Source organism: Akkermansia muciniphila (genome assembly GCF_040616545.1).
Taxonomy (GTDB): Bacteria; Verrucomicrobiota; Verrucomicrobiia; order Verrucomicrobiales; family Akkermansiaceae; genus Akkermansia; species Akkermansia muciniphila_E.
Genome location: NZ_CP156688.1, coordinates 1 through 24,856 on the forward strand (window position 1 = coordinate 1; position 24,856 = coordinate 24,856).

A 24,856-nucleotide genomic window follows, 5' to 3' on the forward strand; every position below is an offset into this window, starting at 1 on the left:
ATGACGCCGCCATCAGAATTGTCAGCCACGTGGTCCAGGATCACAGGAGCCCTGCAAACAATCATGTCCCCGGAGGTGTATGGATTGTGGTTTCCCAAGTTTTCCCTCCTGGAGGATTCCGGCAAGACGCTGACGCTGGTGTGTGACGATCCCATGGCCGCCCTCTGGGTGGAGAACAGCTACACCCCGGAACTGAAGCAGGCCGCCATGCTGGCCCTGGGCACGGAACGCCAGGTGAAGTTCATCTGCGCGGACGAGGTTGCGTCCATGACGTCTTCCGAAGGCCAGCCGCAAAAACCTTCGTCCCGCACTAAAACGCCCCAGGTCCAGGATTCCCCTGCGGCCCCGGCCAGAAAACCGCGCACCCCGGGGGCACGGGCATCCCTGAATGATTTGTACACGTTCGATTCCTTCGTGGTTTACGAAGACAGCCGCTTTGCCTACAAGGCAGGCCTGTCCATCGCCCAGTCGGAACGCGCCCTGTTCAATCCCCTGTTCCTGTACGGGAAGTCCGGCGTGGGAAAAACGCACCTGCTCCAGGCCATCGGCCATGAGGTGCTTCACCAGGATTCCTCCGCCAATGTGGTGTACGTTACCGGAGAGCAGTTCGCCAACGAGTTTATTGACGCTTCCCGTACCCAGAACGGACAGAGCTTCGCCAAGCTGCGCCGCAAGTACCGGAAGGCGGACGTCCTGCTGGTGGACGACGTGCAGTTTATTTCCGGCAAGGAGAAGACGGTGGAGGAGTTCCTCCATACGTTTGACGAGCTGTTTCACGCCCATAAGACGATCGTGATCTGCGCGGACGCCGCCGCCTGCGATATTTCCAATCTGGATTCCCGCCTGGCCGCCCGTCTGGAATCCGGCCTTACGGTGGAACTGAACCTTCCGGACGACGAAGCGCGCCTGGAAATCCTGCGCAGCAAGCGCGACCGCGCCGGCATGAATGTTTCAGACGAGATTCTGGAGTTCCTGGCCAGCCGCATCCAGAAGAGCGTGCGCCGCCTGGAAGGGGCCCTGCTCCGCGTAGCCACTTTTACGTCCCTCTCCGGGGACATGCCGGACATCGCCAAGATCGAACAGCTTCTGCGCGACATCCTGCGGGAGGAAAACAGCCGCATCCTGACCGTGGATTCCATCCAGAAGCGCGTGGCGGATTTTTATGAGCTCAAGGTGAGCGACCTGACCGGCAAGCGCCGCCCGAACAGCATCGCCTTCCCCCGCCAGATCGCCATGTACCTGAGCCGCCGCCTGACGGAGTGCTCCCTGAAGGACATCGGCCAGGCTTTCGGCGGCCGTGACCACGGCACCGTCATTCACGCCAATAAGCTGGTTGCCTCCCGCATGGAGGAGGATGTGCGCGTGCGGGACATCGTTCTGCGGCTGGAAGAGGATTTGAAGGATTGATTCCCTCCCCCTCCGCATCCATGCCTGCCGTGCCGGAACAGCCCCGGTTCCGTTTCAGCATGCATTGCTTTTCAAGCGGCGGGAATGCCTCCGCGACACAGGGGAGATGCGGGGGAGAATTAGCTTGAGGCCGGAGCGGTTTGGATTAGAATCACCCTGTTCCCATTGATTCCATGATTCACGCCGACCAGCTTTCCAAAGAGTTTGGCCGCTTTCAAGCGGTAAAGAATGCCTCCTTCCAGATTGAAAAGGGGGAGATCGTAGGGTTCCTGGGGCCGAACGGCGCAGGCAAGACCACGACTTTACGCATGCTGACCGGCTACCTGCCACCCACTTCCGGCACCGCCACGATTGCAGGGTTCGACATCGTCAAGAATCCCCTGGAGGCGCGCAAGCACCTGGGCTACCTGCCGGAGCACGTCCCCCTTTACGACGACCAGCGCGTGACGGAGTACCTGAAGTTCCGCGCCAGGCTTAAAGGCATCGGTTCCAAGCAGATCTGGCCTGCCGTCTCCAAGGTCGTGGAGCAGTGCGGTCTGGAACCCGTGCGCCGCAAGATGATCCGCACCCTTTCCAAAGGCTACCGCCAGCGTGTGGGCCTGGCGGACGCCCTGCTGGGCGAGCCGGACCTGCTGATTCTGGACGAACCCACCAACGGACTGGACCCCAACCAGATACGCCAGATACGGGAGTTAATCAAGGGCCTTGCCGCCAACCACACCATTATTCTTTCCACCCACATTCTCAGTGAGGTTGAGATGATCTGCAACAAGGTCATCATTATTGACCAGGGGACGATCAAGGCCGCGGATACTCCCTCCAACCTGACAGCCAACCTCCGCGCCGCCGGCAAGATCACGCTGGAGTTCCGCGGGGACCTGGCCCAGATCACGGAAAAGCTGGAAGCCCTGGAACACGTGAAGAAGGTGATCCACGAAGGCACGGACGCCGACGGCTGGCATACGCTGACCGTACGTGCGGAGGCCGGAACGGATACCCGCGAGAAGGCCGCGCGCCTCCTTGCGGAACAGTGCTGCCCCCTGCGCCATATTTACCGCCACACCCCCACCCTGGAAGAGGTGTTCGTGGAAATGACCCGTAAAGATTAACCGCCCGTTCCCTCCCCATTCACCACCCCTCATTTTTCCTTTTCTCCCCATGTCTCCGGTACTCACCATTTTCAGAAAAGAACTCAGAAGCTACCTGACGACCCCGTACGGCTGGGTCATCCTGGCCTTCGTCATGGCGTTGCAGAGCGTTTCCCTGTCCGGCACGCTGAAGGCGTTCCAACTGGCCCCGCAGAAAGAAGGCATTCTGTTCTTCATCCTGCATTCCCCCATGTTCTGGTTTTACTTCCTGTTCATTTTCCCGCTGCTCACCATGCGCTCCCTGGCGGAGGAGGAGAAGACGGGAACGCTGGAATCCCTGCTGACCACGCCCATCAAGACCTGGCAGGTGGTCCTGGGCAAGTATTTCTCCGCATACGCCTTTTACATCATCCTGTGGCTGCCCATGCTGCTGTACCCCCTGCTGGCGGACTGGTCCAACCTGATCGTGCAGTGGATTTACGGTTATGACGCGGGCATGGTCCTTTCCTACCGCCTGGCGGACTGGGCCGGGGCGTACGCCATCCTGCTCCTGGTGGGCGCCTGGTTCACGGCCATCGGCATTTTCGCCTCATCCCTGACAGGCAGCCAGATTATCTCCGGCATTATCACCATCGGTCTGCTGGTGCTGATTTTCTTCATGGGGCTGATTCCCGTGGTATGGGGGGAATTCCCCGCAGCGGGAATTTTCCACTACATGTCCTGCTCGGAACATCTGGACCGCTTTTCAGCGGGGCTGATTGATACGCGCCCCATCGTGTTTTACCTGACCATGACCGTCCTGACGCTGGCCGTCACCATCCGCATCATTGACCACCGCCGCTGGAAGCATTGATTCCCCCTCCCCTTTCACCCTTTTTTATTTTTATCTATGAGCGAAGCACCAGATAACCACGCCGCGGCCACGGAAGCCCCCCAGCCCCCCGCCCGCAAGGTCAAACGCCCCTGGATGACCTGGATCAAGCTTTTCCTGCTGTTCCTCATCGTCGTGTGCCTGAATTACGTGGGCTGCCATGAGTATTACCGCCGGGACCTGACGGAAGACCAGCGTTACGAGATTTCCCAGCAGAGCATCAACATGCTCAAGTCTCCTGAAATCCAGGACCGCAAGACGCCCGTCAAGGTCACGTTCGCCTTCCTGCGCACCACGCAGAACTACACCCGCATGCGCTCCCTGCTGGAGGAGTATGAACGCTACTCCAACGGAAAGGTGAAGGTGGAGTACGTGGACCCGCTCCGCCAGCCGAACAAGGCCCGGGAGATTGCGAACATTTACGGGATTGAGTTCAAGAAGAACCTGGTCATCATTGACGCCCGGGAAGATACGGAAAAAGCGCTCAAGACGTTTGAAGGCACCCAGGCGGACGCCGCCCACGTGCGCATCCTCCCCGGTGATTCCTTCGTGGTGTACGCTCCCAGCCCGGACGGCAAGAGCATGAAGGCGGTAGCCCTCCAGATTGAAGACATGATGACCGCCGGCATTTACGGGGCGGCCAACGGGGAACCCCGCAAGATGTACATCGCAGCGGACAAGAGCAATTTCAACGAGGCCCTGAGCAACAACCAGGAGGAGAGCATCTTCACCACCCTGGCCAAAATCTGCCGTTCCGTCAACCTTCAGCTCGTCCCCATCCGCATGAGCGGCCTGAAGGAGATTCCGGAGGACGCCGCGGGCTTCATGATCATCGGCTCCAAGTATGACCTGTCCCCGCAGGAGGCGGAGGTGCTGCAACGGTACTGGGCGCGCCCGAACGCCGCCGTGCTCGTGATGCTGGACCCCCTCCAGGATACGCCCAAGCAGCTGTACCGCTTCCTTCGTGAACAAGGTCTGCGCCCGCAGAATGACCGCGTGATGCTCCGCAACAGGAACAACCGCTCCGTATTTGAGATTAACGCCATTTTCGCGCCCTCCCTGAACTGCACGCGCGAGTTCTGGAATTCCAGCACCGGGCTGGAAGGAGAAAGCATTTCCCTTATCCTGGATTCCGATAACGCGGCCATGGAGCAGAAGCGCATCACGCCGTATCCCCTCCTGGTTACGACGGAGGATTATTACGGGGAAACCAAGTACAACCAGTTCCCCGCCAAGTTTGACCCGCGGGAAGACAATCCCGGCCCCCTGATGATCGGAGCGGCCCTCATCCGCGGCAACGCCGGGGACGTGAACCAGAATAAAACCACCGGGCGCCTGGTGCTGCTGGGCAATACGGACCTGCTCCAGCCCAGGCAGATCAAGCCGGAACAACGGGACTTCATGCGCACGCTGGTCGGCTGGATGACGGACCGTGAGGAACTGCGCGGCCTCGGCTCCCGCCATGACCTGACCGTCAAGCTGAACCTGGACCGCAACGCCCTGGGCATTCTGGAACTCCTGACGAACATCGGCCTTCCCCTGCTGGCGCTGCTGATTGCCCTGATTATCTGGAACACGCGCCGCCATTAACTCCACCACGCCCATCACCGGAAGCACATGCGCACATTCCGCTTCATCCTTCTTATCCTCGTCACCCTCGCCGCCATCGGCGCGGCGGTGCTCCTGACCGTTGACGGCAACCTGTCCCGCATCATCGGGCGCACCGCCTTCAGTTCCGGGGAACGGCTTTTCCCCTACACCCGGGAGGAAATGAACGAGGTTTCCTGGATGCGCATCAACTGCGTGGGGGACGTGGCGGAGTTCCGCCGCAGGCCCAACGGCGTGTGGTGGTGTGAAAAACCGTGGGACGACCGCATGGACCCCCGCGCCGCGGCGGCCATCCTCCAGTATACATACTCCACCAGCATCGTGGACGCGCTGCCCCTGCACAAGATTGATTCCGCCTCCCTGAAGGAGTTCGGCGTAAAGACCACGCCCGTCACCATCACCCTGAAGGAGATGAGCGACGACGGCAAGCGCTCCTCCACCGTGGCCCGCTACACGCTGGGTTCCCTCGCGCCCTGGCTGGTGGATGATCCGGAGAACAAGACCACGGATGACACCACGTACATGCAGACGGATTTTTACGGGCGGGATACCCGCATCCTGGTGGGCACCGGCAACATCCTGCCCCTGTTCAAGTCCGGCATCCGCCAGCTCCGGGACCACCGCCCCCTGCTCCTGCACCCGGCCCTGCCCGCCTCCATTGAAATCAATAACCACGGCCAGCGCATCGCCCTGGAACGGAAGGTTCCCGGAGGCCCCTGGAAAATCACCTACCCCCTTTCCCTGGATACGGACCCGGCCATGATGGATGTGCTGCTGGGCACCCTCCAGAAGCTGACCGCCGTACGAGTGTACAATCCGGAGGAAACCAGCGTGCCGGACATGACGAATGACCAGATCACCTCCGTCTCCATCAGGAATTTCACCGGGCGCCGCACGGAAGACGGAAAGTCGCTGGAAAAAGAGGAAAATCCCGTCACACTCCGCATTTACCCCCCTTCCGACAACGGGAGCATGTCCGAACTGGTGAAGGCCACCGTTTCCGACCGCAAGGCCGTGTTTGAACTGGCGCAAACCACAGAGGCCAACAAGGAAGTGCCCGGCGTGCGCAACATTCCGCTGGACCTGGGCCTTCTGCGCTCCAAGCAGCTCACGGACATCGGGGATTACAAAATCACCGGACTTTCCATCCGCAAGAGTTTTCAGGATTACCCCACCATCGCCCGTTTCATTCAGGGAGATGAGAAGAAGGGCATCAAGCCCACCTGGCTGTACACGGCGGAAGGCTCCAGCTACCAGGAGGCCAATCCGGAGCACCTCATCTCTCTCCTGAAAACCGTGAAACTGGGGAAAGTGGCGGGCTTCGCGTCAGACAAGGCCACGGACCTTTCCGTGTACGGACTGGACAATCCCAGGATGACGCTCACCATGTCCCTGCTGCCCAAGCCCGGTGAAGAGCCCCGCGCCCCGGTGACGGTCTTCTTCTCCAAGGGAACGGACGGTTCCTGGTATGGCCGCCAGGCCGGAAAGCCCACCGTCGCCATGCTGGATAATGCGTACATGAAGGACCTGCTGACGGACGCCCTGGCCTGGAAGAAGAAAAAACTGTTCTCTTTCAGCAGGTTTGACCTTAAGGAAATGCACCTGGAACGCATCGGTTCCGGCGGCCCGCTCGTCCTGAAATTCGACCGTCTGGACGATTCCTGGACGGCTTCCAAGGACGGGAAGGATGAAACCCTGAACATCAACCCGAACCGGGCCAACCGCTACCTGGACGAACTGGAAAAGATGGAGGTAAGCACCTGGCTGCCCTATACCGACGCCAGAGCGCACGAGGCGCTGAAGAATCCCGTTTTCCGCCTGAAACTGCTCCTCCAGGTTTACAAGGAGGCAGCTCCCGTCCAGGCCCATGACGGCTCCGGCGAGGTCACCTTCGCCGCGGAACCGGAAATGGAGGAAAAAGTCGTCACGCTGGAAATAGCCCCGGCAGGAGAGGCCGGATACAGCAGGTTTTATTACGGCAGGGTGAATACCTCCCCGAATTACTTTATCCTGAATATGGACGCCGTGCGCCTGCTGGGCGCCAGCCTCTCGGAAGACAATTAACCATTCCTCCCGCATGAGTATTGAGCTGCACACCGTGACCACTTTTCTGGATGGAATCCTCTCCGTGGATTCCATTCCGGACGCCCCCCGCGCCCTGAACGGCCTTCAACTGGAAAACAGCGGCACTGTTTCCAGGGTGGCCGCCGCCGTGGACGGCTCGGAACAGGCCATTCATGCGGCGCTGGACATGGGGGCGGACCTGCTCCTCCTGCACCACGGCATTTTCTGGCAGTCCATGCAGCCCGTTACCGGCATCGCGTACCGGAAGCTGAAAGCCGCCATGAACGGGAACCTGGCGATTTACGCCGCCCATCTTCCGCTGGACGTCCACCCCGTGTACGGCAACAACGCCCTGCTGGCCAAGGCCTGCGGAATCCGGCCATGCTCCAATGAAGGGCTGGACTACCACGGCGTTTCCCTGGGTACGCACGGGGAATTCCCCGGCACGTGCAGGGAACTGGCGCAGCGGCTGGAAGCCGTCCTGGGCGCTCCCGTGCAGGCTTTCTGGGCGGCTCCCCCGGATGCCCCGGCCGGAGACGTTTTCATCTGTTCCGGAGGGGCCGGGGATGACCTGGCCCAGGCCGCGGCCCTTGGCTGCCGGACCTACGTTACCGGGGAAGGCTCCCACTGGAACATCCCCATGGCCCGGGAGCTGGGCATCAACCTGGTCTTCGGCGGCCACTACTTCACGGAGACGTTCGGCGTGAAGGCCCTGGGGCTTCTTCTCAAGGACGTTTACGGACTGGACTGCACGTTCATTGATTTGCCGCCCTCCGCCTACAGCCACTGACCAAACGCTACGGAGCATGAATCTGACCACGGACGATGCCGACGGAAAAATCCGCCTGGACCAATACCTTGCCGCCCACCTTCCGGAACTTTCCCGTTCCAGAATCCAGAGCCTGATCAAAAGCGGGGACGTGCTGGTCAACGGCTCCCCGGCCAAGCCCAAAAGCCCCGTTGGCCGCGGGGATTCCATCACCGTCAGCATTCCGGAGCCGGAACCGGCGGAAGCCCGGCCGCAGGACATCCCGCTGGACATCCTGTATGAGGATGAAGACGTAGTGGTCATCAACAAGGAAAGCGGCATGGTCGTGCATCCCGCAGCCGGCAACCCGGACGGCACCATCGTGAACGCCCTGCTCCATCATTGCGGGGATCTTTCCGGCATCGGCGGCGTGGAACGCCCCGGCATCGTCCACCGCCTGGACAAGGACACGTCCGGCTGCCTGGTCATCGCCAAGAATGACGGCGCCCACCAGTCCCTGACGGCGCAGTTTGCGGCCCGCAGCACGGAAAAACGGTACCTGGCCGTCGTCCAGGGCATTCCCTCCCAGAGTTCCGGCACGGTTTTCACCCACATCGGCCGCCACCCCGTCAACCGCCTGAAAATGGCGGTGGTCAATCCGGGCTCCGGGAAAGCCGCCATTACGGATTACGACCTGCTGTGCGCAGATCCCGCTACGGATTCCTCCCTGGTCCTGTGCACACTGCACACGGGCAGAACGCACCAGATACGCGTGCACATGCTGCACCTGGGCCATCCGCTCATCGGGGACCCCATTTACGCCAAACCCGCCCGGCAGAAGGCAAAACCCGGCAGGCTCATGCTCCACGCGTGGCGCCTGGGCTTCGACCACCCGCGCACGGGAAGGCGCATGGAGTTTGAAGCCCCCATTCCGCCGGAATATACGCCGTGGCTCCAGCTCTTCCCCAACGGGCTCTACGGAGCCATTCCGGAGCCCCGCCCCAAGGAGAAAGAGGGAGAACAAAGCTGAAGCGTTCCTGTTCCAGGGCCAGGAAGAAGCTCCTCCCCGGCTCCCCTATTTTTTCCCAGCCTCCGGCTTGCAATACTTGCGCCAGTCTTTCAGCAGCGTGGCCGGATGCCCCGTAATGATGACCTTGCCCGTACTGTCCACAATGCCCAGCCGCGGAATAGCGCCTCCCGGCTTGTAGCCGGGAATCCCGTTCCCTTTCTTCGGCTTGACGATGGGGAACTTCATCCGCTCCTCCTTGGCCCATGCCTTGGCGGCCTCCTCCGTCTTGTCACAGGAAAACAGCACCAGTTCCACATCATCCGTCTGGCGCACCTTGCGGTAAGTCCGCACCACATGGGGCATTTCCCGGCAGCAGGGGCCGCACCAGCTGGCGGAATAAAGGAAAAGGTAATATTTGGCCTTCGGGTTCGGCCTGTCCTTGGTTAAAAAATCAGCTTTTTCCAGCGCCTTTCCCACAGGAGAAACAGCCGCCTCCGCCCCCTGGGAGGCGGGAACATCCGCACAGGCGGAGAAAATTCCGCCGGCACTGCATCCGGCAAGCGTGAACATGACAGAGCACAGTTTGATAGATTTTTTCATATCATCATCATTATCAATGAATGGAATACCAGTCAAGCAAGATTGTTTGACGGGGTGCATTCCGGAAAGGAGAAGGCTGGGGAGGAAGGGCGGCTTTCAAGGCGCCGGGAAAAAAGCTGAATGGAGGAACGGAAGTTTTCCGCCTGTTTTTCATCTGTTGGGGACCGGGACACCGTCAGACGACTGGACGGCTTCCCGGCCCTGTAAAAAATTCAGCAGCGGTCGGAACGATGGTCCCTTGATCCCCCCGTCTACCTGGCGGGAGCATTCAGATCCACGGCCACCTTCACGGGAATATCCATGGTTTTGACGCCCTTGTTCACCGCCACCACGGCTTTCATTTTAGCGGGCATGTTCTTTACCTGGTACGTATAAGTGCAGGATGGAACGGAACCGAAGCTGAACGAACTTTTGGAGACGTCCATGACATCCAGCTTGCCGCCCTTCGCGTCAGTCAGCGTTATTTCCTCCACATTGAGCGTATCTTTGAATTCCAGCTCCACTTCACCGGAAGCCTTGCCGTGGTCCTTGGCAGCCTTTACGGTGATCTCCATGCCTTCCACCTTGAATTTGGCACCCTTCCGCGCGTCAAATTCCTGGCCGGGCAAAGTCACGGTTCCCTCGGAGACCTTCATTTTAACCACTCCGGCCAGCTTCAGGGGAAACACGGGTCTCTGTTCCAGCCCCAGGGAATGCTTGGCAAATGCTCCGGAATCAGCAATGCGGGTAAAGAAATTGTCGAATTTGGCTTTTGTCCTGACGCCGCGGGCATCCGTAACTTCAAGCTGCGAATCCTCACCGCCGCTAACGAATTTACAGCCCTTGGGGGCAACAAACCCCAGCACCACCTCCACGGCTTTATTATTTTTATTGAACATGTCATCCACACCGTCAGGATCAGGAAAGGACACGGAGACGCCGGAGACATAAACGTTCACGGGCTCCGCCTCCTGGGCACGGGCCACATGGGAAACGGCGCACGCACAGCACGCCACGGCAGTCAGTAACAACGGTTTTTTCATCATGTTGAGTAGGAATGAACTTACCTTGCATCTTCCGTGCATGCAAGAAGAATCCGCCATGGCGGCAACGCCCCTTTAATCTTGATTTGCCCCCCCGGAACCGCTACCCTGACGCGGCCTTAAACATTCAGCTTTCACAGAGACATGGAGAACACCAACCACGGAGAGGAAACCTCTCCGGACATTCCCCCCCGGCAGCAGAAAAGCGGAAATCCGGATGAACAGACCATCGCCCTGACGAAGGCGCGCCTGGCCATTGACGAGGTGGACGCCCAGATCGTGGAGCTGCTGAAACGCCGCGCCCGCTGGGTGCATGAAGTCGGGCGCATTAAAAAGGTACATGATTCCCCCATCTTCGTTCCGGAACGGGAAACGGCTCTGCTCAACAAGCTGAACAGCCTGAACGCGGGCGTGCTTCCGGAGGCTTCCCTCCAGGCCATTTACCGTGAAATCATTTCCTGCTCCTTTTTCCTGGAAGGCGGCCTTACCATTGCCTACCTGGGCCCCAAAGGAACCTGGAGCCATCAGGCCGCGCTCAAGCAGTTCGGAAAAAGCTGCAAGCTGATCGCCTGCCAGAGCTTCAAGGATGTATTTGACATGGTTGACCTGGGAAAGGCGCAGTACGGCGTGGTGCCCGTGGAAAATTCCTCGGAAGGGGCCGTCTCCCCCGTCATGGACCTCTTCGCCACTTCCTCCCTGAAAATCTGCGCCCAGATCAACCTGAACATCCGTTATGCCCTGATGGCGGACGTTCCGCGGGAGCACATCCGCATCCTGTATTCTCATCCGCAGGCCCTCGGCCAGACGCGGAACTGGATTCTGCGGCACTTCCCGAACGCGGAAGTCGTGGAAACGTCTTCCACCACCAAGGCCAGCATTCTTGCCAAGGAGAACGCGTCCATGGGCGGCGCCTCCCTGGGGTGCCCCCTGGCCGCAGAACTGTTCGGGCTGAACATTCTGGAAGAGGACATCCAGGACCAGCCCGGCAACACCACCCGCTTTGTCGTCATTGGCCGCCAGGACACGCAGCCCAGCGGCAGGGACCGCACGTCCCTGCTCATCCGCATCCAGCACAAGCCCGGCACCCTGGCGGAAGTCATCAACTGCTTCCAGAGGCATAACAACAACCTCATCCGCATTGAATCCCGCCCCTCCAAGTCCATCAACTGGGAGTACGTGTTTTACATAGACGCCGTGGGCCACATCCAGGAATCCCCCCTCCGGGAGACCCTTCCGGAGCTGGAACAGCACTGCTCCATGCTGAAAATCCTGGGCAGTTACGCGGATACGGACATCGTTTGACCGGTCCGGCCTTTCCTTACCCCCACACCATTCCGAAAGATCATGAATATCGCCACGATTGCCGCCCTGGCCGCAGCCCTGGGGCTTCCCGCTTTCTCCCAGCAGGGCGCCACTAAAATCGTTACTGAGGACGGCCGGCCCGCCCTGGCCCTGGATGAAGCATTCGCAGCCCGGCTGCGCAGCGGAAATACGGCGCCCGATGCGCCCGCCCCGGTTCCCGCGGTATTTTCCGCGCCCGCCCCCGTCCTCCCCCTGCCCGCGGACGCCAACCACGCCGCCGTGAAGGAAACGGCGGAAGAACGCAACCGGCGCATGGAGTGGTGGCGGGACGCCAAATTCGGCATGTTCATCCATTACGGCCTGTACTCCGGGCTGGCGGGGGAATGGAAGGGCAAGCCCGGCGGGTCCGAATGGATTCAGAAGAACGTGGAGGCGGATACGGATTCCTACGCCGCGGAAGCCCTCCCCCTGTTCAAGCCCAGGGAGGGCCTGACGGAAGAATGGGCCCAGCTAGCGCAGGACGCAGGATGCCGCTACGTAGTGCTGACCAGCAAGCACCATGAAGGATTCGGCCTGTTTGACAGCGCCCAGACGGATTACGACGCCAAAAGCGCCATCAACCGGGACATCATCCGGGAGTATGTGGATTCCTGCCGCAAGCGCGGCTTGAAGGCGGGCCTTTACCACTCCGTCATTGACTGGCACCACCCGTCCTATGACAACACCATCTGCCCGGACCTCTGCTACCCCGCCGGACAGGCGGAGATGCTTAAAAAGAAGAACATCCTGCGGGACCACGCCGCCTACCAGAAGTACCTGCACGCGCAGGTCAGGGAGCTCATGACCCGTTACGCGCCCATTGACATCATGTGGTGGGATTACTCCCAGGGAGCCATGGAGGGCGCCAAAGGCTGGAAAGCCCCGGAACTGATGGACATGGTGCGCTCCATCAATCCCGGCGTCATCATGAACAACCGCCTGTACGCCTATTCCGGGTTGAACAGGGACCAGGCCGGCACGCTGGACCTGCGCTGCGGGGATTACATCACCCCGGAACGCTTCATCCCCCGCCGCGGCTATCCCGGCGTGGACTGGGAATCCTGCATGACGGTGAGCGACAAGTGGGGCTACAACCGGTATGACACCAACGTCAAGTCTCCGGAAACCGTCATTGAAAAACTGGTGGAATGCGTCACCAAGGGCGGCAACCTCCTGCTGAACGTGAACCCGATGGCGGACGGCACCATTCCGGAAAAGGTGGCCGCCACCATGCGCGGCGTGGGCCAGTGGCTCAAGATTAACGGAGAGGCCGTGTATGGCACGCGGGCCTTCACGGAACTGGACCAGCCCGCCTCCATCAACCGGAACGGGGACATCTTCGTGTTCCTGACTCCTCCGCCGGACAAGGGCCCGGCCCAGCCACCCAGTGAAGGGACCATGAAGGAACTGACGGAAGGCGCGGAGTACGCCCGCATGCAGCCCCTGGATTCCACCGGGTACGAGGAGGACGAGGGCACGACCATCACCCTGCCCACAGGATATTCCAGAGCCGTTTTGCTGGGGGACAACACCGCCCTTCCCGTCGTCAACGGCACGGTCCTGTTCAAGGCGCACGAACATTCCAAAACGCCTTGTTCCGTCATTAAACTGAGCAAATAGCCCTCTTTTTCACTCATTTTCCTTATGGAGGAAGACCTTTTTTCCCTGGCGTCCGGCAAGCAGGCACCACAGCAGGCGGGGGATGACGCGGCCGCCGGCGCCGGAACGCCGCAGGAAAGCGCCGCTCCCGCCCGGCCGGACCAGGCGGAGGAAGCCGTGCGCCGCCGCGCGGACCATCTGCGTTCCGAGCTGCGCCGCCATAACCGGCTGTATTATGAACAGGCGGAACCGGAGATTTCCGATGCGGAGTATGACGCCCTGTTCCTGGAGCTTGAAAAGCTGGAACAGGCCCATCCTGAACTGGCTGACCCGGATTCACCCACGCGCCGCGTAGGGGGCGCCCCCCTCCAGGGGTTCAACCAGATCAGGCACACGGTCCCCATGCTGTCCATTGACGACATTTTTGAGCAGAGGGACGCTCCCGTTCCGGATGAGGAGCTGGTGGAGTTTTATAACAAGCTGGTCAAGACGCTGAAAACGGAGCATGTGCCCGTCTCCGTGGAACCCAAGATTGACGGGGTGGCGGTGACCATCATGTACCGCGGCGGGCGGCTGGCTTATGCGGCCACGCGCGGGGACGGAGACGTGGGGGATGACGTGACGGCCAATGTCCGCACCATCCGCAGCATTCCGCTCACCCTGCCTGCGGGAGCCCCTCCCGTGCTGGAGGTGCGCGGAGAGGTTTTCATGCCCAATGAGGCTTTTGCCAAACTGAATGACGAGCGGGACGCGGAAGGGCTCCCCGCCTTCGCCAATCCGCGCAACGCCACTGCCGGAACCCTCAAGCAATTGGACTCCCGGCAGGTGGCCGCCCGGCCCCTTGCCTTCCTGGCACACGGGCTGGGCGCGTATGAAGGATCGGAACTGAAGAACGTCAAGGACTTCTGGGACATGCTGCACCGCTGCGGCATTCCCGCCAATGAACCGGTGTATTATACGGATACCCTGGAAGCCACCCGCCAGGCGGTGCGGGATATTGACCAGCTACGCCACACGCTCCCCTACGGCACGGACGGCGCCGTCATTAAAATCAGCTCCATGGCCACGCGGGAAGTTCTGGGCGCCACGGCGCGCGCGCCCCGCTGGTCCGCCGCATACAAATTCCCCCCGGAACAGAAGGAGACTCCCCTGCTGGACATCACCGTGCAGGTGGGACGCACCGGCACCCTGACGCCCGTGGCGGAACTCAAGCCCGTGCTGCTTTCCGGCTCCACCGTATCCCGGGCCACCCTCCACAACCAGGATGAAATCGACCGGAAGGACGTCCGCATCGGCGACACCGTGCTGGTGGAAAAGGCAGGAGAAATCATCCCCGCCGTCCTGAAAGTGATCCTTTCCAAACGCCCGGCGGACGCCAGGCCCTACAGCATCCTGGAAGCCACCGGAGGTCTCTGCCCCGCCTGCGGCAACCCCATTATGAAGGAGGAGGGGAAAGTGGCCTGGCGGTGCACCAACTTCACGTGCCCCGCCCAGGCCGTATCAGGCATCACCCATTTCTGCTCCCGCGCCGCCCTTGACGTGGAAAGCATCGGCTCTTCCGTGGCGGAAGCATTGAGAAATTCCGGGCTGGCCTCTTCCCCCCTGGACCTTTTCTTCCTGAAACTGGACCAGCTTGCCAACCTGAACCTGGGCACACCGGAGGAACCGCGCCGTTATGGGGAAAAGAATGCCCAGAAAGCGCTGGACGCCCTGCAATACGCCCGGGAGCTTCCCCTGGAACGCTGGCTCGTGGCCTTCGGCATTCCGCTGGTCGGGGAAGTGGTGGCCAAGACTCTGGCGGATACGCATCCGGACCTGGAGCATGTGGCGCATTCCCCGTACCTGCGGGACATCATACGCCTGGATGAACTGATGGAACAGGCCGCCAAGGCCAACCCCAACACCCGGGAAAACAGGAAGGCGGTGAAGGAAGGCGCGCTTTCCGCGGAGGCGGCGCAGGAACGCTACCGGGAGCTGACGGAGGAAATCGACCGCGTGACCGCTCCCTATCTGGAAACAGGCTATCTGCGCAAAAACACGGGCAAGCTCAGCTACGGCTCGGAAACAGGCGTGGCCGCGGCCAAATCCCTCCAGAGCTTTTTCACCTCCGCAGCGGGGAACCATACGCTGGAAGTCCTGCGCGGGCTGGGCATCAATCCCCAGTCCCAGTCCTACCGGGCCAACCTTCTGGAAGCTCCGACGGGGGCCCTGTCCGGCAAGACCTTCGTCATCACCGGAACGCTGAGCCATCCGCGGGACTACTTTGAAGACCTCATTGCCGCGCACGGGGGGAAGGCCACCGGAGCCATTTCCAAATCCACCTCCTACCTTCTGGCAGGCAGCGGCGGTGGCTCCAAACGGGACAAGGCCGTCAAGCTGGGCGTGCCCGTCATTTCCGAGGAAGATTTCAACAAGCTGATCGCGGATTAAAGTACATCCTCCACCCTTTCCCGTCCCCTGTCCCGCCTGCTTTTTTCCGTGCGCTGCCTGCCGGGAATTTAATTCCGGAATCCTGCAAAAAAGCTTGCTACGGGGCGTCATCTCCCCCCTAATAACCGCGTATGCTGAACCTGCCTAACGCCATTACCCTGACACGGATTGCCCTGGTAGTCGTCTTCACGGCAGCGGTCAGCATAGCGGACCAGCATTCCTGGGGATACCTGGCCGCGCTGGTCACCTTCATCCTGGCGGCCTGCACGGACTGGCTGGACGGGTACCTGGCCCGCCGCCTGAACCAGGTCACCACCTTCGGCAAGCTGATTGACCCCCTGGCGGACAAGATTGCGGTTTCCGCCGCGTTCATTTACCTGACAGGCGTGGGGCTGTGCCCGGTCTGGGTAACTATCCTCATCATCAGCCGGGAATTCCTGGTCACGGGCCTGCGCCAGATCGCTCAGGACCACGGCGTCATCATCCCCGCGGGCACGTCCGGGAAATGGAAAACCGCCTTCCAGCTGGCTTTCTGCATCGCCTCCCTGCTGGCCCTGACCTGGATGCACACGCCGGAATACCTGCCCTCCTTCCTGGACCAGCTTGCGGCGCTCTGCCTGTGGTACGGATCCGGAGCTTCCAATTTCCTGTACCAGTTCACGCTGTGGGGTTCCATCATCCTGACCGTTTATTCCGGAGCCGTTTATTGCGTGGGAGCGCGCAAATTCCTCCAGCGCTGAAATACATCCCTCCGGCTGGCCCGGCGCTCCGCACAAGGTACGGGCTTTTAAAAGAAATCTGCTGACGCTCAAGCTGATATTCAGTTACAGCAAGCTCTTCCGGCGCGTCCTGCCCGCCCGGCCACTTCTTCCTGATTTCCATCAGCCGGGTTCCACCTTTCAACCTCCCTTCCGCGTCCTCCGGAACCGCCGGAAAAGGATTCATGACGTGCGGGACGTTTTTATTTCTCTTGACGTCTGGCCTTCGCCGTGTTTTTATGGCCCTGTTCCCGCCGAATGGTGCTTGGTTGTTGATTTTGATAGTCATTTGCGGTTGGCGGAATACGGGCGTCTCCGTATTGATCCTTTCAGTATCGCTCCTGCGGACTTCTTTTTGTTCCGCGATTGTCGTGATTCCGTCAGTTCATTGCAGCCGAGGCGCATTCACAGACACATCAATAGACATGGTATCCACCACATTCAGGGAGCTTGGCTTGTCGGCTCCCATTCTCCGCCAATTGGAGAAACTGGAGTACAAGACCCCCACCCCCATCCAGGCAGCCTGCATCCCCCTGCTGCTGCAGAACAAGGACCTGATGGGACTGGCGCAGACCGGAACCGGAAAAACGGCCGCGTTCGCCCTGCCCCTCATTCAACAATTTTCAGAACAACCCAGAAAGCCGCTTGCCCGCCAGGTCAGGGCGCTCATCCTGAGCCCCACCCGGGAACTGGCCGCGCAGATTCATGACAACATCTGCGCCTACGCCAAAGGGCTGAACCTGTCCACCGCCGTCATCTTCGGCGGCGTGGGGTACGGCCCCCAGTTCAAGAAGCTGGCCGGCGGCCTGGATATTCTGGTAGCCACGCCCGGCAGGCTGATTGACCATCTGGAACGCCAGACCGTCAGCCTGGGCGGTGTGGAAACCCTGATTCTGGACGAAGCGGACCACATGCTGGACATGGGATTCGCTCCGGCCCTGAAAAAAATCGTCGCCAAAATCCCGAAGAAACGCCATACCCAGATGTTCTCCGCCACGATGCCGGACAACATTCTGCAATTGGCCCAGTCCCTGCTTCAGGAACCGGAAACGGTCATGGTCACCCCCCCGGCCGCCACGGCGGACAGGGTGGAACAGTCCCTCTGCATGGTTGGCTCCCAGGCGGAGAAAAGGCCCCTTACCCTGGACCTGCTGGAACAGCAGGAACAGCCGGGACGCACGCTCATCTTCACCCGGACCAAGCACGGCGCAAACCGCCTGGCCTCCTTCCTGACCGGAAAGGACCACCCGGCCTCCGCCATCCACGGCGACAAAAGCCAGGGCACGCGCGAACGCATGCTGCGGGAATTCCGTTCCGGGGAAACGCCCATTCTCGTCGCCACGGACATCGCCGCCCGCGGCATTGACGTGAAAGACGTGCAGCTCGTCATCAACTACGATCTGCCGGAAGAACCGGAAGTCTATGTGCACCGCATCGGCCGCACGGCACGCGCCGGAGCCGCCGGGCAAGCCATCGCCCTCTGCTCCCCGGATGAAATCAGGAAAGCCAGGGACGTGCACAAGCTGCTGGGACGCCTCCTTCCCGTACACGCGTCCAGCGCCGCCGTACCGTCTGAATTGCAGGCGGTTCCCGGCACGCACAGGGAAAGGCAAAACTCCATGCAGGAAAACCGCTCCGCATCCCGCAGAGGGCCGCGGAAAGGTTACGGAAGGCGGAATACCGCCGGAAGACACGGAAGCCGCATGGGCGCCTGATTTTAATCATTCAAAAAATCTTTTGAACAAAATCAGGGGCTGCGGAGTCTCACTTGCTACAAACGGTTCACCGGACCGTTCCAGTCGGGAAGCTTCAACAGGAGTTTCAATCATGAAAATCGTCTCGTCCATCATCAAGACACTGTGCGTGGGTACCATCGGTTCCCTCGCCTGCCAGGCCGCCATGCAGGCTTACGCGGATGACGTTCCCTCCACCTTCGTGGAAGGTAACTATTCCCCGGAAGTAGCCCGTTACGTGCAGAGCATCGCAGGCGTGGCGCTGGCCTCAGGCATTCATGATTATGACGAAAACGCCACCAGCAGCTACCAGGTTCTGGCTCAGGTCCTCAACAGCGGCAATACAACTGATCTGCCGGAAGACCTGAAACGGGCCATTGAAATGCTGACCAGCTACGTCCCCGACCCGAACGCGACCATTCAGCCGATTCTGACCAAAAAACAGATTGAGAGGATGGAGCAGATGGCGGACCGTATAGAAAACCTGATGGAGGAGAAGTACGGAGTGGACCTGGAAGACTGCATGAACATCATGAAGCATGCATTAGGCTCGTCCATTCCGGAAATCCTCCGTTCCTGTGACATGGAAGGCACGCAACTGCCTACCACCACCGTTTTCCGCCCCAAGCTGGGCAAGGCGCTTAATGAAGCTTACGCCAGGCTTGCCGCGCCAACACTTCCCGCCGCTGAGGTGGCAAAGTAACCGGACCATCTACGGACGACCGGGAAGATGATCCCGATTCTACGGCACGCGGACCCCGTCAAGGTACCCTGAATATGAAGCCGCAAGAAACGGAATGATCTTCCCCGTCGCCAGGAACGGAAACAACACCGCCGCCGGCGACACCACGCAACCCCCTCCGGATGTCCTCCGATGCAGGGCCGATGCTTCGGAACGCGGTGCAGCGATACGCTCACCCCATTTCAATCCCAGGCAACGGCATGCAACATCGGCACAACCGGAGAATGCACCCCACAGGCCCCGTCCTTCCCGCACTGCGGCAGGAATGGGGCCTTTTTCGTGCCCGCGCGTCCTGAAACGCTACTCCTTTTTCCCCCTCCGGCATGGGAAATATCTTCCCCGCATGGGAATATATTTTTTACACCATCCGTGAAAGAAAGATTCTCAAGCCCCGGTATCTATGGCAAACTAAGGATTCAAATCCTTCCCTACATTTACCATCCATGGATAATTCATCATCACGCCGTCGTTTCCTTCAGACCCTGGGCCTCGCTACCGGAGCCCTGGCTGCCGGTCCCTTTGCCAACGCCCAGGAAGTGGCTCCTCTGGCTCCCCGGAAGATCACCGTGCCGGACCCGAACATCATCGGCCCCATGACCACGTGGCCCCCGCGCAAGCCCGGCGCCATCTACATGGGCGGCTTCAAGGCCCCCAAGCTGGACAAGGTCCGCGTAGCCTTCGTCGGCGTGGGTGAACGCGGTTCCATGCACGTGGGCCAGATGGCCGTGATTGAGGGCGCGGAAGTCGTCGCCATCTGTGACGTGTACAAAGACTGGGCGGAACGCAATGCCGCGCTGGTGGAAAAGAAGACGGGCAAGCGCCCCCCCATTTTCACGGACGGCCCGGAAGACTACAAGCGCATGATGAAGGAAATCAAGCCGGACGCCGTCATCGTGTGTCCCAGCTGGGAATGGCACTGCCGCGTCACCTGCGACGTGATGAAAATGGGCGCCCACGCCTTTGTGGAAGTGCCCATGGCCGTCTCCATCAAGGAACTCTGGGAAATCGTGAACACCTCCGAGGAAACCCAAAAGCACTGCATGATGATGGAAAACGTCAACTACGGGCGTGAAGAGCTCATGTACCTGAACATGGTGCGCCAGGGCGTCATCGGCGACCTGCTGTACGGGGAAGCCGCCTACATCCACGAGCTGCGCGGCCAAATGAAGCAGGTGGACCGCGGCACCGGCTCCTGGAGAACCTACCACTACGCCAAGCGCAACGGCAACGTGTACCCCACGCACGGCCTCGGCCCCATCGCCCAGGACATGAGCCTGGCCCGCACGGAAGACTGCTTCGGCAGGCTCGTTTCCTTCTCCAGCCCGGCCCTGGGCCGCGCCGCGTACGCCAAGAAGAATTTCCCGGCAGACCACAAGTGGAACAAGCTGGACTTCGCCTGCGGCGACATGAACACCTCCATCATCAAGACCACCATGGGCCGCACCATCCTGGTGGAATGGGATGAAACCAGCCCGCGCCCGTATTCCCGCCTGAACCTCATTCAGGGCACGCTGGGCACATTGGCCGGCTTCCCGACCCGCGTGGCCGGTGAAAAGCTGGGCAACGGCAATTACCATGAATGGATTGAAGGCGCTGAAAAACTCGCCCCCATTTATGAAAAGTACGATCACCCGCTCTGGAAGCGGGTAGGCCCGCTGGCCCTGAAGATGGGCGGCCACGGCGGCATGGACTTTGTGATGCTCTTCCGCATCATTGAATGCCTCCGCAATGGGGAACCGATGGACCAGAACGTTTATGAAGGCGCCTTCTGGTCCTCCGTCTCCGAGCTTTCCGAATACTCCGTAGCCCAGGGCGGCATCCCGCAGGTGTTCCCGGACTTCACCCGCGGAGACTGGAAAACGACCGCTCCTCTGGGCATCGTCCAGTAAAAAACCCCTTCCCTCCCCGGCCTGGGTCCCCCCGCCCTTACAGCGGGTTTTCAGGCCGGAGAGGATTTCCCGTTCAGAAAACAGGCCGCTGCAAGGCGCGCCTGTTTTTTATTGGCGCGAATAACGGTTGCGCAGGGAGCAAAACCACTGTAACGGCGCGGAGGGATTCCGGATTTCACGGAGGCCGGCCCGAATGTCAGGGGGGAATTCCTCAACTGCCCCTGACAGGCGTACCCGGCGTCAGCGCGTACGTTTTTTCCCTGCCGTTGACGGCCACCCGCACGGATTGCGCCACCGGGGAGGAAAGGCGGAACTGAGTCACCCTGCCGTCCTTCCAGTCTATGTCCACGGTGATGTTGCCGCGGGCTTTCAGCCCGCGCACGCTCCCGTTTTTCCATGCTTCCGGCAGCGCGGGCAGAAGATGCAGACGGCCCGTGTGGGACTGGAGCAGCATCTCGGCAAATCCGGCCACGATGCCCATGGTTCCGTCCACCTGCATGGGCGGATGCGTGGTGAACAGGCTGTCCATCATGCTGTGGCGCATCATGCCCTGAAGCATCTCATACGCCTTGTTTCCGTCCAGAAAACGCGCCCACAGGCTGGCGCGCCACGCCCAGGTCCAGGAGCGCCGTGAATCTCCCGTGGTTCCGCGTGCCAGCAGGGATTTGCGGGCGGCCTCCGCCCATTCCGGCGTTTTTTCCGGGCTGATCTGGCTGCCGGGATAAACGGCAAACAAATGTGAGGTGTGCCTGTGGCGCGGATCCCAGGAAGCCCCCGTCTTGCGCGCGATCATCCATTCCAGCAGCAAGCCTTCCTCCCCCACCCTGGGGCCGGCCAGCAGGTCCCTTTTGGCGGCCAGTTCCTTCCTCCAGGCGGCGTCCACGCCCAGGATTTCCGCGGCCTGTACGGTATCATTAAACAGTTCCCACACGATCTGCTGGTCATGCGCGCAGCCGTCCTCCCTGGGGCCGTGCTCCGGAGACCAGCCCAGGGGGGCCACCAGCGTTCCTTCCTTCACGTCCTTCAAATCGCGCGCGGCCACGTCCGGCGTCACCTTCCTGTCCTCCGTCCGGAAATTGCTTCCGCCCGCGTGCAGGGTTTTCAACTGGCTTTCCCAGAAGCGGCAGATTTCCTTCATCATGGGATAGGCCGTCGTTTTCAGGTATTCCCGGTCCAGCGTGAACAGGTAGCGCTCCCACAGGTGCAGGGCGTACCAGGCGGAAGCCGGCTTGTTCCATTTGAACCCCTGGCCGCCGTAAATATTCTGGGCGGTCCGGGACGTCCAGCCCGGGGCAGGCTTTCCGGCAGCCGTTTTGAACTCTGCCGTCTCCCGGGTGATTTTTCGCGCGGCAGGGGCCATTTCCCGGATGTAATCCACCAGCGGGCCATAGCACTCCGTGAGGCCGGCGGGCAGAACGCCCCAGTAGCACATCTGGATGTTGATATTGTTGTGGTAGTCGGAATCCCACGGCGGAATGAGGCTGTAATTCCACAGGCCCTGAAGGTTGGCGGGCAAATTGCCCGGCTGGGAGGAGGAGATGATCACATAGCGGCCGAAGTTGAACACCAGTTCTTCCAGATCGGGGTCTCCCGGGGCCGTTCCCGCATCCACCGCCCGCCTGTACTTTTTCAGCCGCTCGTTGACGGGGAGTTGCGCCGTGGCGTCTTCCGTCTCCCCCAGGTCCAGGGAAACCCGGTTGTAAAGCCTGCCGTAGGCGGCCTGATGGGCGCTCTTCATCTGCTCCGGGGTGGTCTTGAGCGCACGGGCCAGAACGGTTTCATTCCTTTTGCGGGGCGGCTCCCCCTTCCAGTTCCGGGAAGCGTCCAGCACGTAATCCGTAGCCAGGGAAACCAGCACGCGGCAGGAATCAGCCTGCCGCACGGTGACGGAGCCGCCGTCCGCCGTAACGCTCCCGCCCCTGGGAAGAATGGCAATGCGCGCCTCATAAGCCAGCCCGTTTTTCAGGGAACCCTGCATCAGAATCATTCCCCTCCCCCCTCCGGCCGTGGCCGTGATCCGGTCCTGCGGATGCAATGTCGCCAGGCGGAAGGAGGCCTCCACGGAACGGGGCCTGTCCCCCTGCACCGTCATGGAAATCACCTGGTGCGGGATGCTGGCAAAGTATTCCCTCCGGTAACGGACGCCCCCGGAATTATAGGATACGGAGGCAAGCGCCTCCGCCACATCCAGCATCCTCCTGTAATCCCTGACGCCCTCTGCGGCGGGATACGTTATTTCCAGCGTGCCAAACGGCTGGTAAGAGCCGAATTTAACGGAATCCGGCCCCTTGTCCTTGGCTTCCGCACAGCAAAATCCCCCGGACCACATGCTGATTTCCGTCAGCTCCAGCCGGTCCTTTTCCACGCCCCCGTAAATGAGCGCGCCTATCCTTCCGTTGCCCACCGGGGTGGCGTCCTTCGCCCAGGAATTGTCCCCCGTTCCCTTCTGGGGCCGCTGCTCCTTCCACTCCGCCGGACGGCTGAACCAGAAGCGGGAGGATTTCCAGGCGGCAGGCTCCTCCGCCGCGGCCAGAACGCTTCCATGGAACAGAAAACCAAGAAGAAGAAAAAAGAACGGACGCATAACGGAAAGGTACTACCATATATGCGGAGTCCCTTCAAAGCCATTTTTTCTGCGGCGAACGCCTGTTCCAGATGACGCCAAAAAGAGGAATTCCATGAAATTTTTTCTCTCGGGAGGACCGTATGTAGGCTTGAGGAACGTCTTATGCACATGCATCATCCGCCATTTTCCCCCGGAGCGGAACGCCGTTCCTCCCACACTGCAAATGCTGCCCCGCCATGCTTTCCTACTGCACCAACATCCATCCCGCTGAATCCTGGGCGGAAACCCGGGAAGCCCTCTATACGCACGTTCCCCGCATCAGGCAGGAACTTTCCGCACTGAATTCCCCCCTGAAGGACCGCCCCCTGGGCATCGGCCTGCGCCTGTCCGCCCGGGCAGCCGGGGAACTGCTGGAAACGCCGGATGCCGTGGACGGCCTGAAAGCATGGCTAAATGAACACGGCGCGCGCGTGGAGACCATGAACGGTTTCCCGTACGGGAACTTCCACGGCCAGCGCGTGAAGGAGAACGTTTTCCAGCCGGACTGGACCACGCCGGAACGCTTTGAATACACCTGCAACCTGTTCCGCATTCTGGCCCGCCTCGGGGATGAACGGGCGGACAGGCTGACCGTCAGCACGCTCCCCGCGTCCCACAGCTGGTTCCACGCGGATGAGGATCGCATATTCTCCCGCCTGGACGCCATGAGCGGATTTCTGGACGTGCTGAGCAGGCAGACCGGCCGCCTGATGCAGCTGGGGCTGGAGCCGGAGCCCTTCGGCCATTTTCATGATACGGAGGGGGCCATCCGTTTCTTCAACGGGCTGCGCAACCACTCGCGCCGCCCCGAACTCATTGAACGCCACCTGGGGCTGACGTATGATACCTGCCACTTCGCCATTCTGCGGGAGGAGCCGGAAGCCACTCTTTCCGCCTGGGAGGAGAACAACATCTCCCTCTGCAAGGTTCAATACTCTAATGCGCTGGAATGCCGCATACACGGGGCGGAAGACCTGGAACGCCTGCGCCAGTTTGACGAGGGCGTTTATTTCCACCAGACCAGCATCCGCAACCGGGACCGCACCATGCTTTTTCCCGACCTGCCGAACGCCCTGGCCTACGGCCGTGATTATGCGGAGGAAACGCTCCATTCCCAGTGGCGCATTCATTACCATATCCCCCTGTACGCTTCCCCGGAACCGCCCCTGCACGGCACGGAGGAGTTCATCATCAAGACGCATGACTTTCTCCGCAGCCGCCCGGGCCTGAATCCGCACCTGGAGGTGGAAACCTACACCTGGAGCGTACTGCCGGACCACCTGAAAATTCCGCTGGCCTCCCAGATTGCCCGTGAACTGCACTACGTTGAAACCCTGTAAAG

The 24,856-nt window shown here is 60.7% G+C and carries 18 protein-coding genes; 15 read left to right on the forward strand and 3 right to left on the reverse strand.

The window, feature by feature from the left end:
* From dnaA to ABGM91_RS00035, 7 genes are all read left to right on the forward strand, one after another.
* Positions 1-1,407: a chromosomal replication initiator protein DnaA gene (gene dnaA, locus ABGM91_RS00005; RefSeq protein WP_354832742.1), complete on the forward strand. Its 1,407-nt coding sequence runs from the start codon at positions 1-3 to the stop codon at positions 1,405-1,407.
* A gap of 173 nt (positions 1,408-1,580) precedes the next feature.
* On the forward strand, positions 1,581-2,516 hold the full coding sequence (locus ABGM91_RS00010) for an ABC transporter ATP-binding protein (RefSeq protein ID WP_354832744.1): 936 nt from the start codon (positions 1,581-1,583) through the stop codon (positions 2,514-2,516).
* Positions 2,517-2,565: 49 nt separating this feature from the next.
* Entirely contained in the window at positions 2,566-3,348 is a 783-nt protein-coding gene (locus ABGM91_RS00015) for an ABC transporter permease subunit (RefSeq protein ID WP_102713460.1), read from the forward strand.
* Between the two features lie 36 nt (positions 3,349-3,384).
* Positions 3,385-4,956: a Gldg family protein gene (locus ABGM91_RS00020; protein ID WP_215428434.1), complete on the forward strand. Its 1,572-nt coding sequence runs from the start codon at positions 3,385-3,387 to the stop codon at positions 4,954-4,956.
* A 27-nt stretch (positions 4,957-4,983) separates the two neighbouring features.
* Positions 4,984-7,038: a DUF4340 domain-containing protein gene (locus ABGM91_RS00025; RefSeq protein WP_354832747.1), complete on the forward strand. Its 2,055-nt coding sequence runs from the start codon at positions 4,984-4,986 to the stop codon at positions 7,036-7,038.
* Positions 7,039-7,051: 13 nt separating this feature from the next.
* Positions 7,052-7,828: a Nif3-like dinuclear metal center hexameric protein gene (locus ABGM91_RS00030; protein ID WP_354832749.1), complete on the forward strand. Its 777-nt coding sequence runs from the start codon at positions 7,052-7,054 to the stop codon at positions 7,826-7,828.
* Between the two features lie 16 nt (positions 7,829-7,844).
* Complete coding sequence (locus ABGM91_RS00035; RefSeq protein ID WP_354832751.1) at positions 7,845-8,816, forward strand: RluA family pseudouridine synthase; 972 nt, start codon at positions 7,845-7,847, stop codon at positions 8,814-8,816.
* Between the two features lie 45 nt (positions 8,817-8,861).
* Here ABGM91_RS00035 and ABGM91_RS00040 read toward each other — a convergent pair whose 3' ends face one another.
* Positions 8,862-9,395 (reverse strand): TlpA disulfide reductase family protein, encoded by a 534-nt coding sequence (locus ABGM91_RS00040; RefSeq protein WP_215428430.1) that lies wholly within the window; start codon positions 9,393-9,395, stop codon positions 8,862-8,864.
* Positions 9,396-9,646: 251 nt separating this feature from the next.
* Entirely contained in the window at positions 9,647-10,420 is a 774-nt protein-coding gene (locus tag ABGM91_RS00045) for a hypothetical protein (protein WP_354832753.1), read from the reverse strand.
* A gap of 141 nt (positions 10,421-10,561) precedes the next feature.
* Between ABGM91_RS00045 and pheA the strand changes: the two genes are divergently transcribed.
* The 7 genes from pheA (at position 10,562) to ABGM91_RS00080 (ending at position 20,909) form a co-directional block, all read left to right on the forward strand.
* Positions 10,562-11,719, forward strand: coding sequence for a prephenate dehydratase (gene pheA / locus ABGM91_RS00050; RefSeq protein ID WP_354832755.1), 1,158 nt, complete (start codon positions 10,562-10,564; stop codon positions 11,717-11,719).
* 42 nt (positions 11,720-11,761) lie between these two features.
* Positions 11,762-13,378, forward strand: a complete 1,617-nt coding sequence (locus ABGM91_RS00055; protein ID WP_354832757.1) for an alpha-L-fucosidase — start codon at positions 11,762-11,764, stop codon at positions 13,376-13,378.
* Positions 13,379-13,402: 24 nt separating this feature from the next.
* Positions 13,403-15,787: an NAD-dependent DNA ligase LigA gene (gene ligA, locus ABGM91_RS00060; RefSeq protein ID WP_354832759.1), complete on the forward strand. Its 2,385-nt coding sequence runs from the start codon at positions 13,403-13,405 to the stop codon at positions 15,785-15,787.
* Between the two features lie 131 nt (positions 15,788-15,918).
* The gene (pgsA, locus tag ABGM91_RS00065; RefSeq protein WP_290565422.1) at positions 15,919-16,527 is read left to right on the forward strand and encodes a CDP-diacylglycerol--glycerol-3-phosphate 3-phosphatidyltransferase; all 609 of its coding nucleotides are present in this window, start codon (positions 15,919-15,921) and stop codon (positions 16,525-16,527) included.
* A gap of 443 nt (positions 16,528-16,970) precedes the next feature.
* Positions 16,971-18,260 (forward strand): DEAD/DEAH box helicase, encoded by a 1,290-nt coding sequence (locus ABGM91_RS00070; RefSeq protein ID WP_290565421.1) that lies wholly within the window; start codon positions 16,971-16,973, stop codon positions 18,258-18,260.
* A 112-nt stretch (positions 18,261-18,372) separates the two neighbouring features.
* Entirely contained in the window at positions 18,373-18,981 is a 609-nt protein-coding gene (locus tag ABGM91_RS00075) for a hypothetical protein (protein ID WP_290565420.1), read from the forward strand.
* Positions 18,982-19,463: 482 nt separating this feature from the next.
* Positions 19,464-20,909, forward strand: coding sequence for a Gfo/Idh/MocA family oxidoreductase (locus tag ABGM91_RS00080; protein ID WP_215428422.1), 1,446 nt, complete (start codon positions 19,464-19,466; stop codon positions 20,907-20,909).
* Between the two features lie 211 nt (positions 20,910-21,120).
* Here ABGM91_RS00080 and ABGM91_RS00085 read toward each other — a convergent pair whose 3' ends face one another.
* Positions 21,121-23,493, reverse strand: coding sequence for a glycoside hydrolase family 95 protein (locus tag ABGM91_RS00085; RefSeq protein WP_354832762.1), 2,373 nt, complete (start codon positions 23,491-23,493; stop codon positions 21,121-21,123).
* Positions 23,494-23,711: 218 nt separating this feature from the next.
* On the opposite strand from ABGM91_RS00085, the gene eboE reads away from it, so the two are divergent.
* Positions 23,712-24,854: a metabolite traffic protein EboE gene (gene eboE, locus ABGM91_RS00090; RefSeq protein WP_354832764.1), complete on the forward strand. Its 1,143-nt coding sequence runs from the start codon at positions 23,712-23,714 to the stop codon at positions 24,852-24,854.
* Positions 24,855-24,856: the final 2 nt, after the last annotated feature.

What these genes read in the sequence shown, in the direction of transcription:
- dnaA (WP_354832742.1), top strand. Translation starts at nt 1, where the DNA reads ATGACGCCGCCATCAGAATTGTCAGCCACGTGGTCCAGGATCACAGGA.
- ABGM91_RS00010 (WP_354832744.1), top strand. Translation starts at nt 1,581, where the DNA reads ATGATTCACGCCGACCAGCTTTCCAAAGAGTTTGGCCGCTTTCAAGCG.
- ABGM91_RS00015 (WP_102713460.1), top strand. Translation starts at nt 2,566, where the DNA reads ATGTCTCCGGTACTCACCATTTTCAGAAAAGAACTCAGAAGCTACCTG.
- ABGM91_RS00020 (WP_215428434.1), top strand. Translation starts at nt 3,385, where the DNA reads ATGAGCGAAGCACCAGATAACCACGCCGCGGCCACGGAAGCCCCCCAG.
- ABGM91_RS00025 (WP_354832747.1), top strand. Translation starts at nt 4,984, where the DNA reads ATGCGCACATTCCGCTTCATCCTTCTTATCCTCGTCACCCTCGCCGCC.
- ABGM91_RS00030 (WP_354832749.1), top strand. Translation starts at nt 7,052, where the DNA reads ATGAGTATTGAGCTGCACACCGTGACCACTTTTCTGGATGGAATCCTC.
- ABGM91_RS00035 (WP_354832751.1), top strand. Translation starts at nt 7,845, where the DNA reads ATGAATCTGACCACGGACGATGCCGACGGAAAAATCCGCCTGGACCAA.
- ABGM91_RS00040 (WP_215428430.1), bottom strand. Translation starts at nt 9,395, where the DNA reads ATGAAAAAATCTATCAAACTGTGCTCTGTCATGTTCACGCTTGCCGGA.
- ABGM91_RS00045 (WP_354832753.1), bottom strand. Translation starts at nt 10,420, where the DNA reads ATGATGAAAAAACCGTTGTTACTGACTGCCGTGGCGTGCTGTGCGTGC.
- pheA (WP_354832755.1), top strand. Translation starts at nt 10,562, where the DNA reads ATGGAGAACACCAACCACGGAGAGGAAACCTCTCCGGACATTCCCCCC.
- ABGM91_RS00055 (WP_354832757.1), top strand. Translation starts at nt 11,762, where the DNA reads ATGAATATCGCCACGATTGCCGCCCTGGCCGCAGCCCTGGGGCTTCCC.
- ligA (WP_354832759.1), top strand. Translation starts at nt 13,403, where the DNA reads ATGGAGGAAGACCTTTTTTCCCTGGCGTCCGGCAAGCAGGCACCACAG.
- pgsA (WP_290565422.1), top strand. Translation starts at nt 15,919, where the DNA reads ATGCTGAACCTGCCTAACGCCATTACCCTGACACGGATTGCCCTGGTA.
- ABGM91_RS00070 (WP_290565421.1), top strand. Translation starts at nt 16,971, where the DNA reads ATGGTATCCACCACATTCAGGGAGCTTGGCTTGTCGGCTCCCATTCTC.
- ABGM91_RS00075 (WP_290565420.1), top strand. Translation starts at nt 18,373, where the DNA reads ATGAAAATCGTCTCGTCCATCATCAAGACACTGTGCGTGGGTACCATC.
- ABGM91_RS00080 (WP_215428422.1), top strand. Translation starts at nt 19,464, where the DNA reads ATGGATAATTCATCATCACGCCGTCGTTTCCTTCAGACCCTGGGCCTC.
- ABGM91_RS00085 (WP_354832762.1), bottom strand. Translation starts at nt 23,493, where the DNA reads ATGCGTCCGTTCTTTTTTCTTCTTCTTGGTTTTCTGTTCCATGGAAGC.
- eboE (WP_354832764.1), top strand. Translation starts at nt 23,712, where the DNA reads ATGCTTTCCTACTGCACCAACATCCATCCCGCTGAATCCTGGGCGGAA.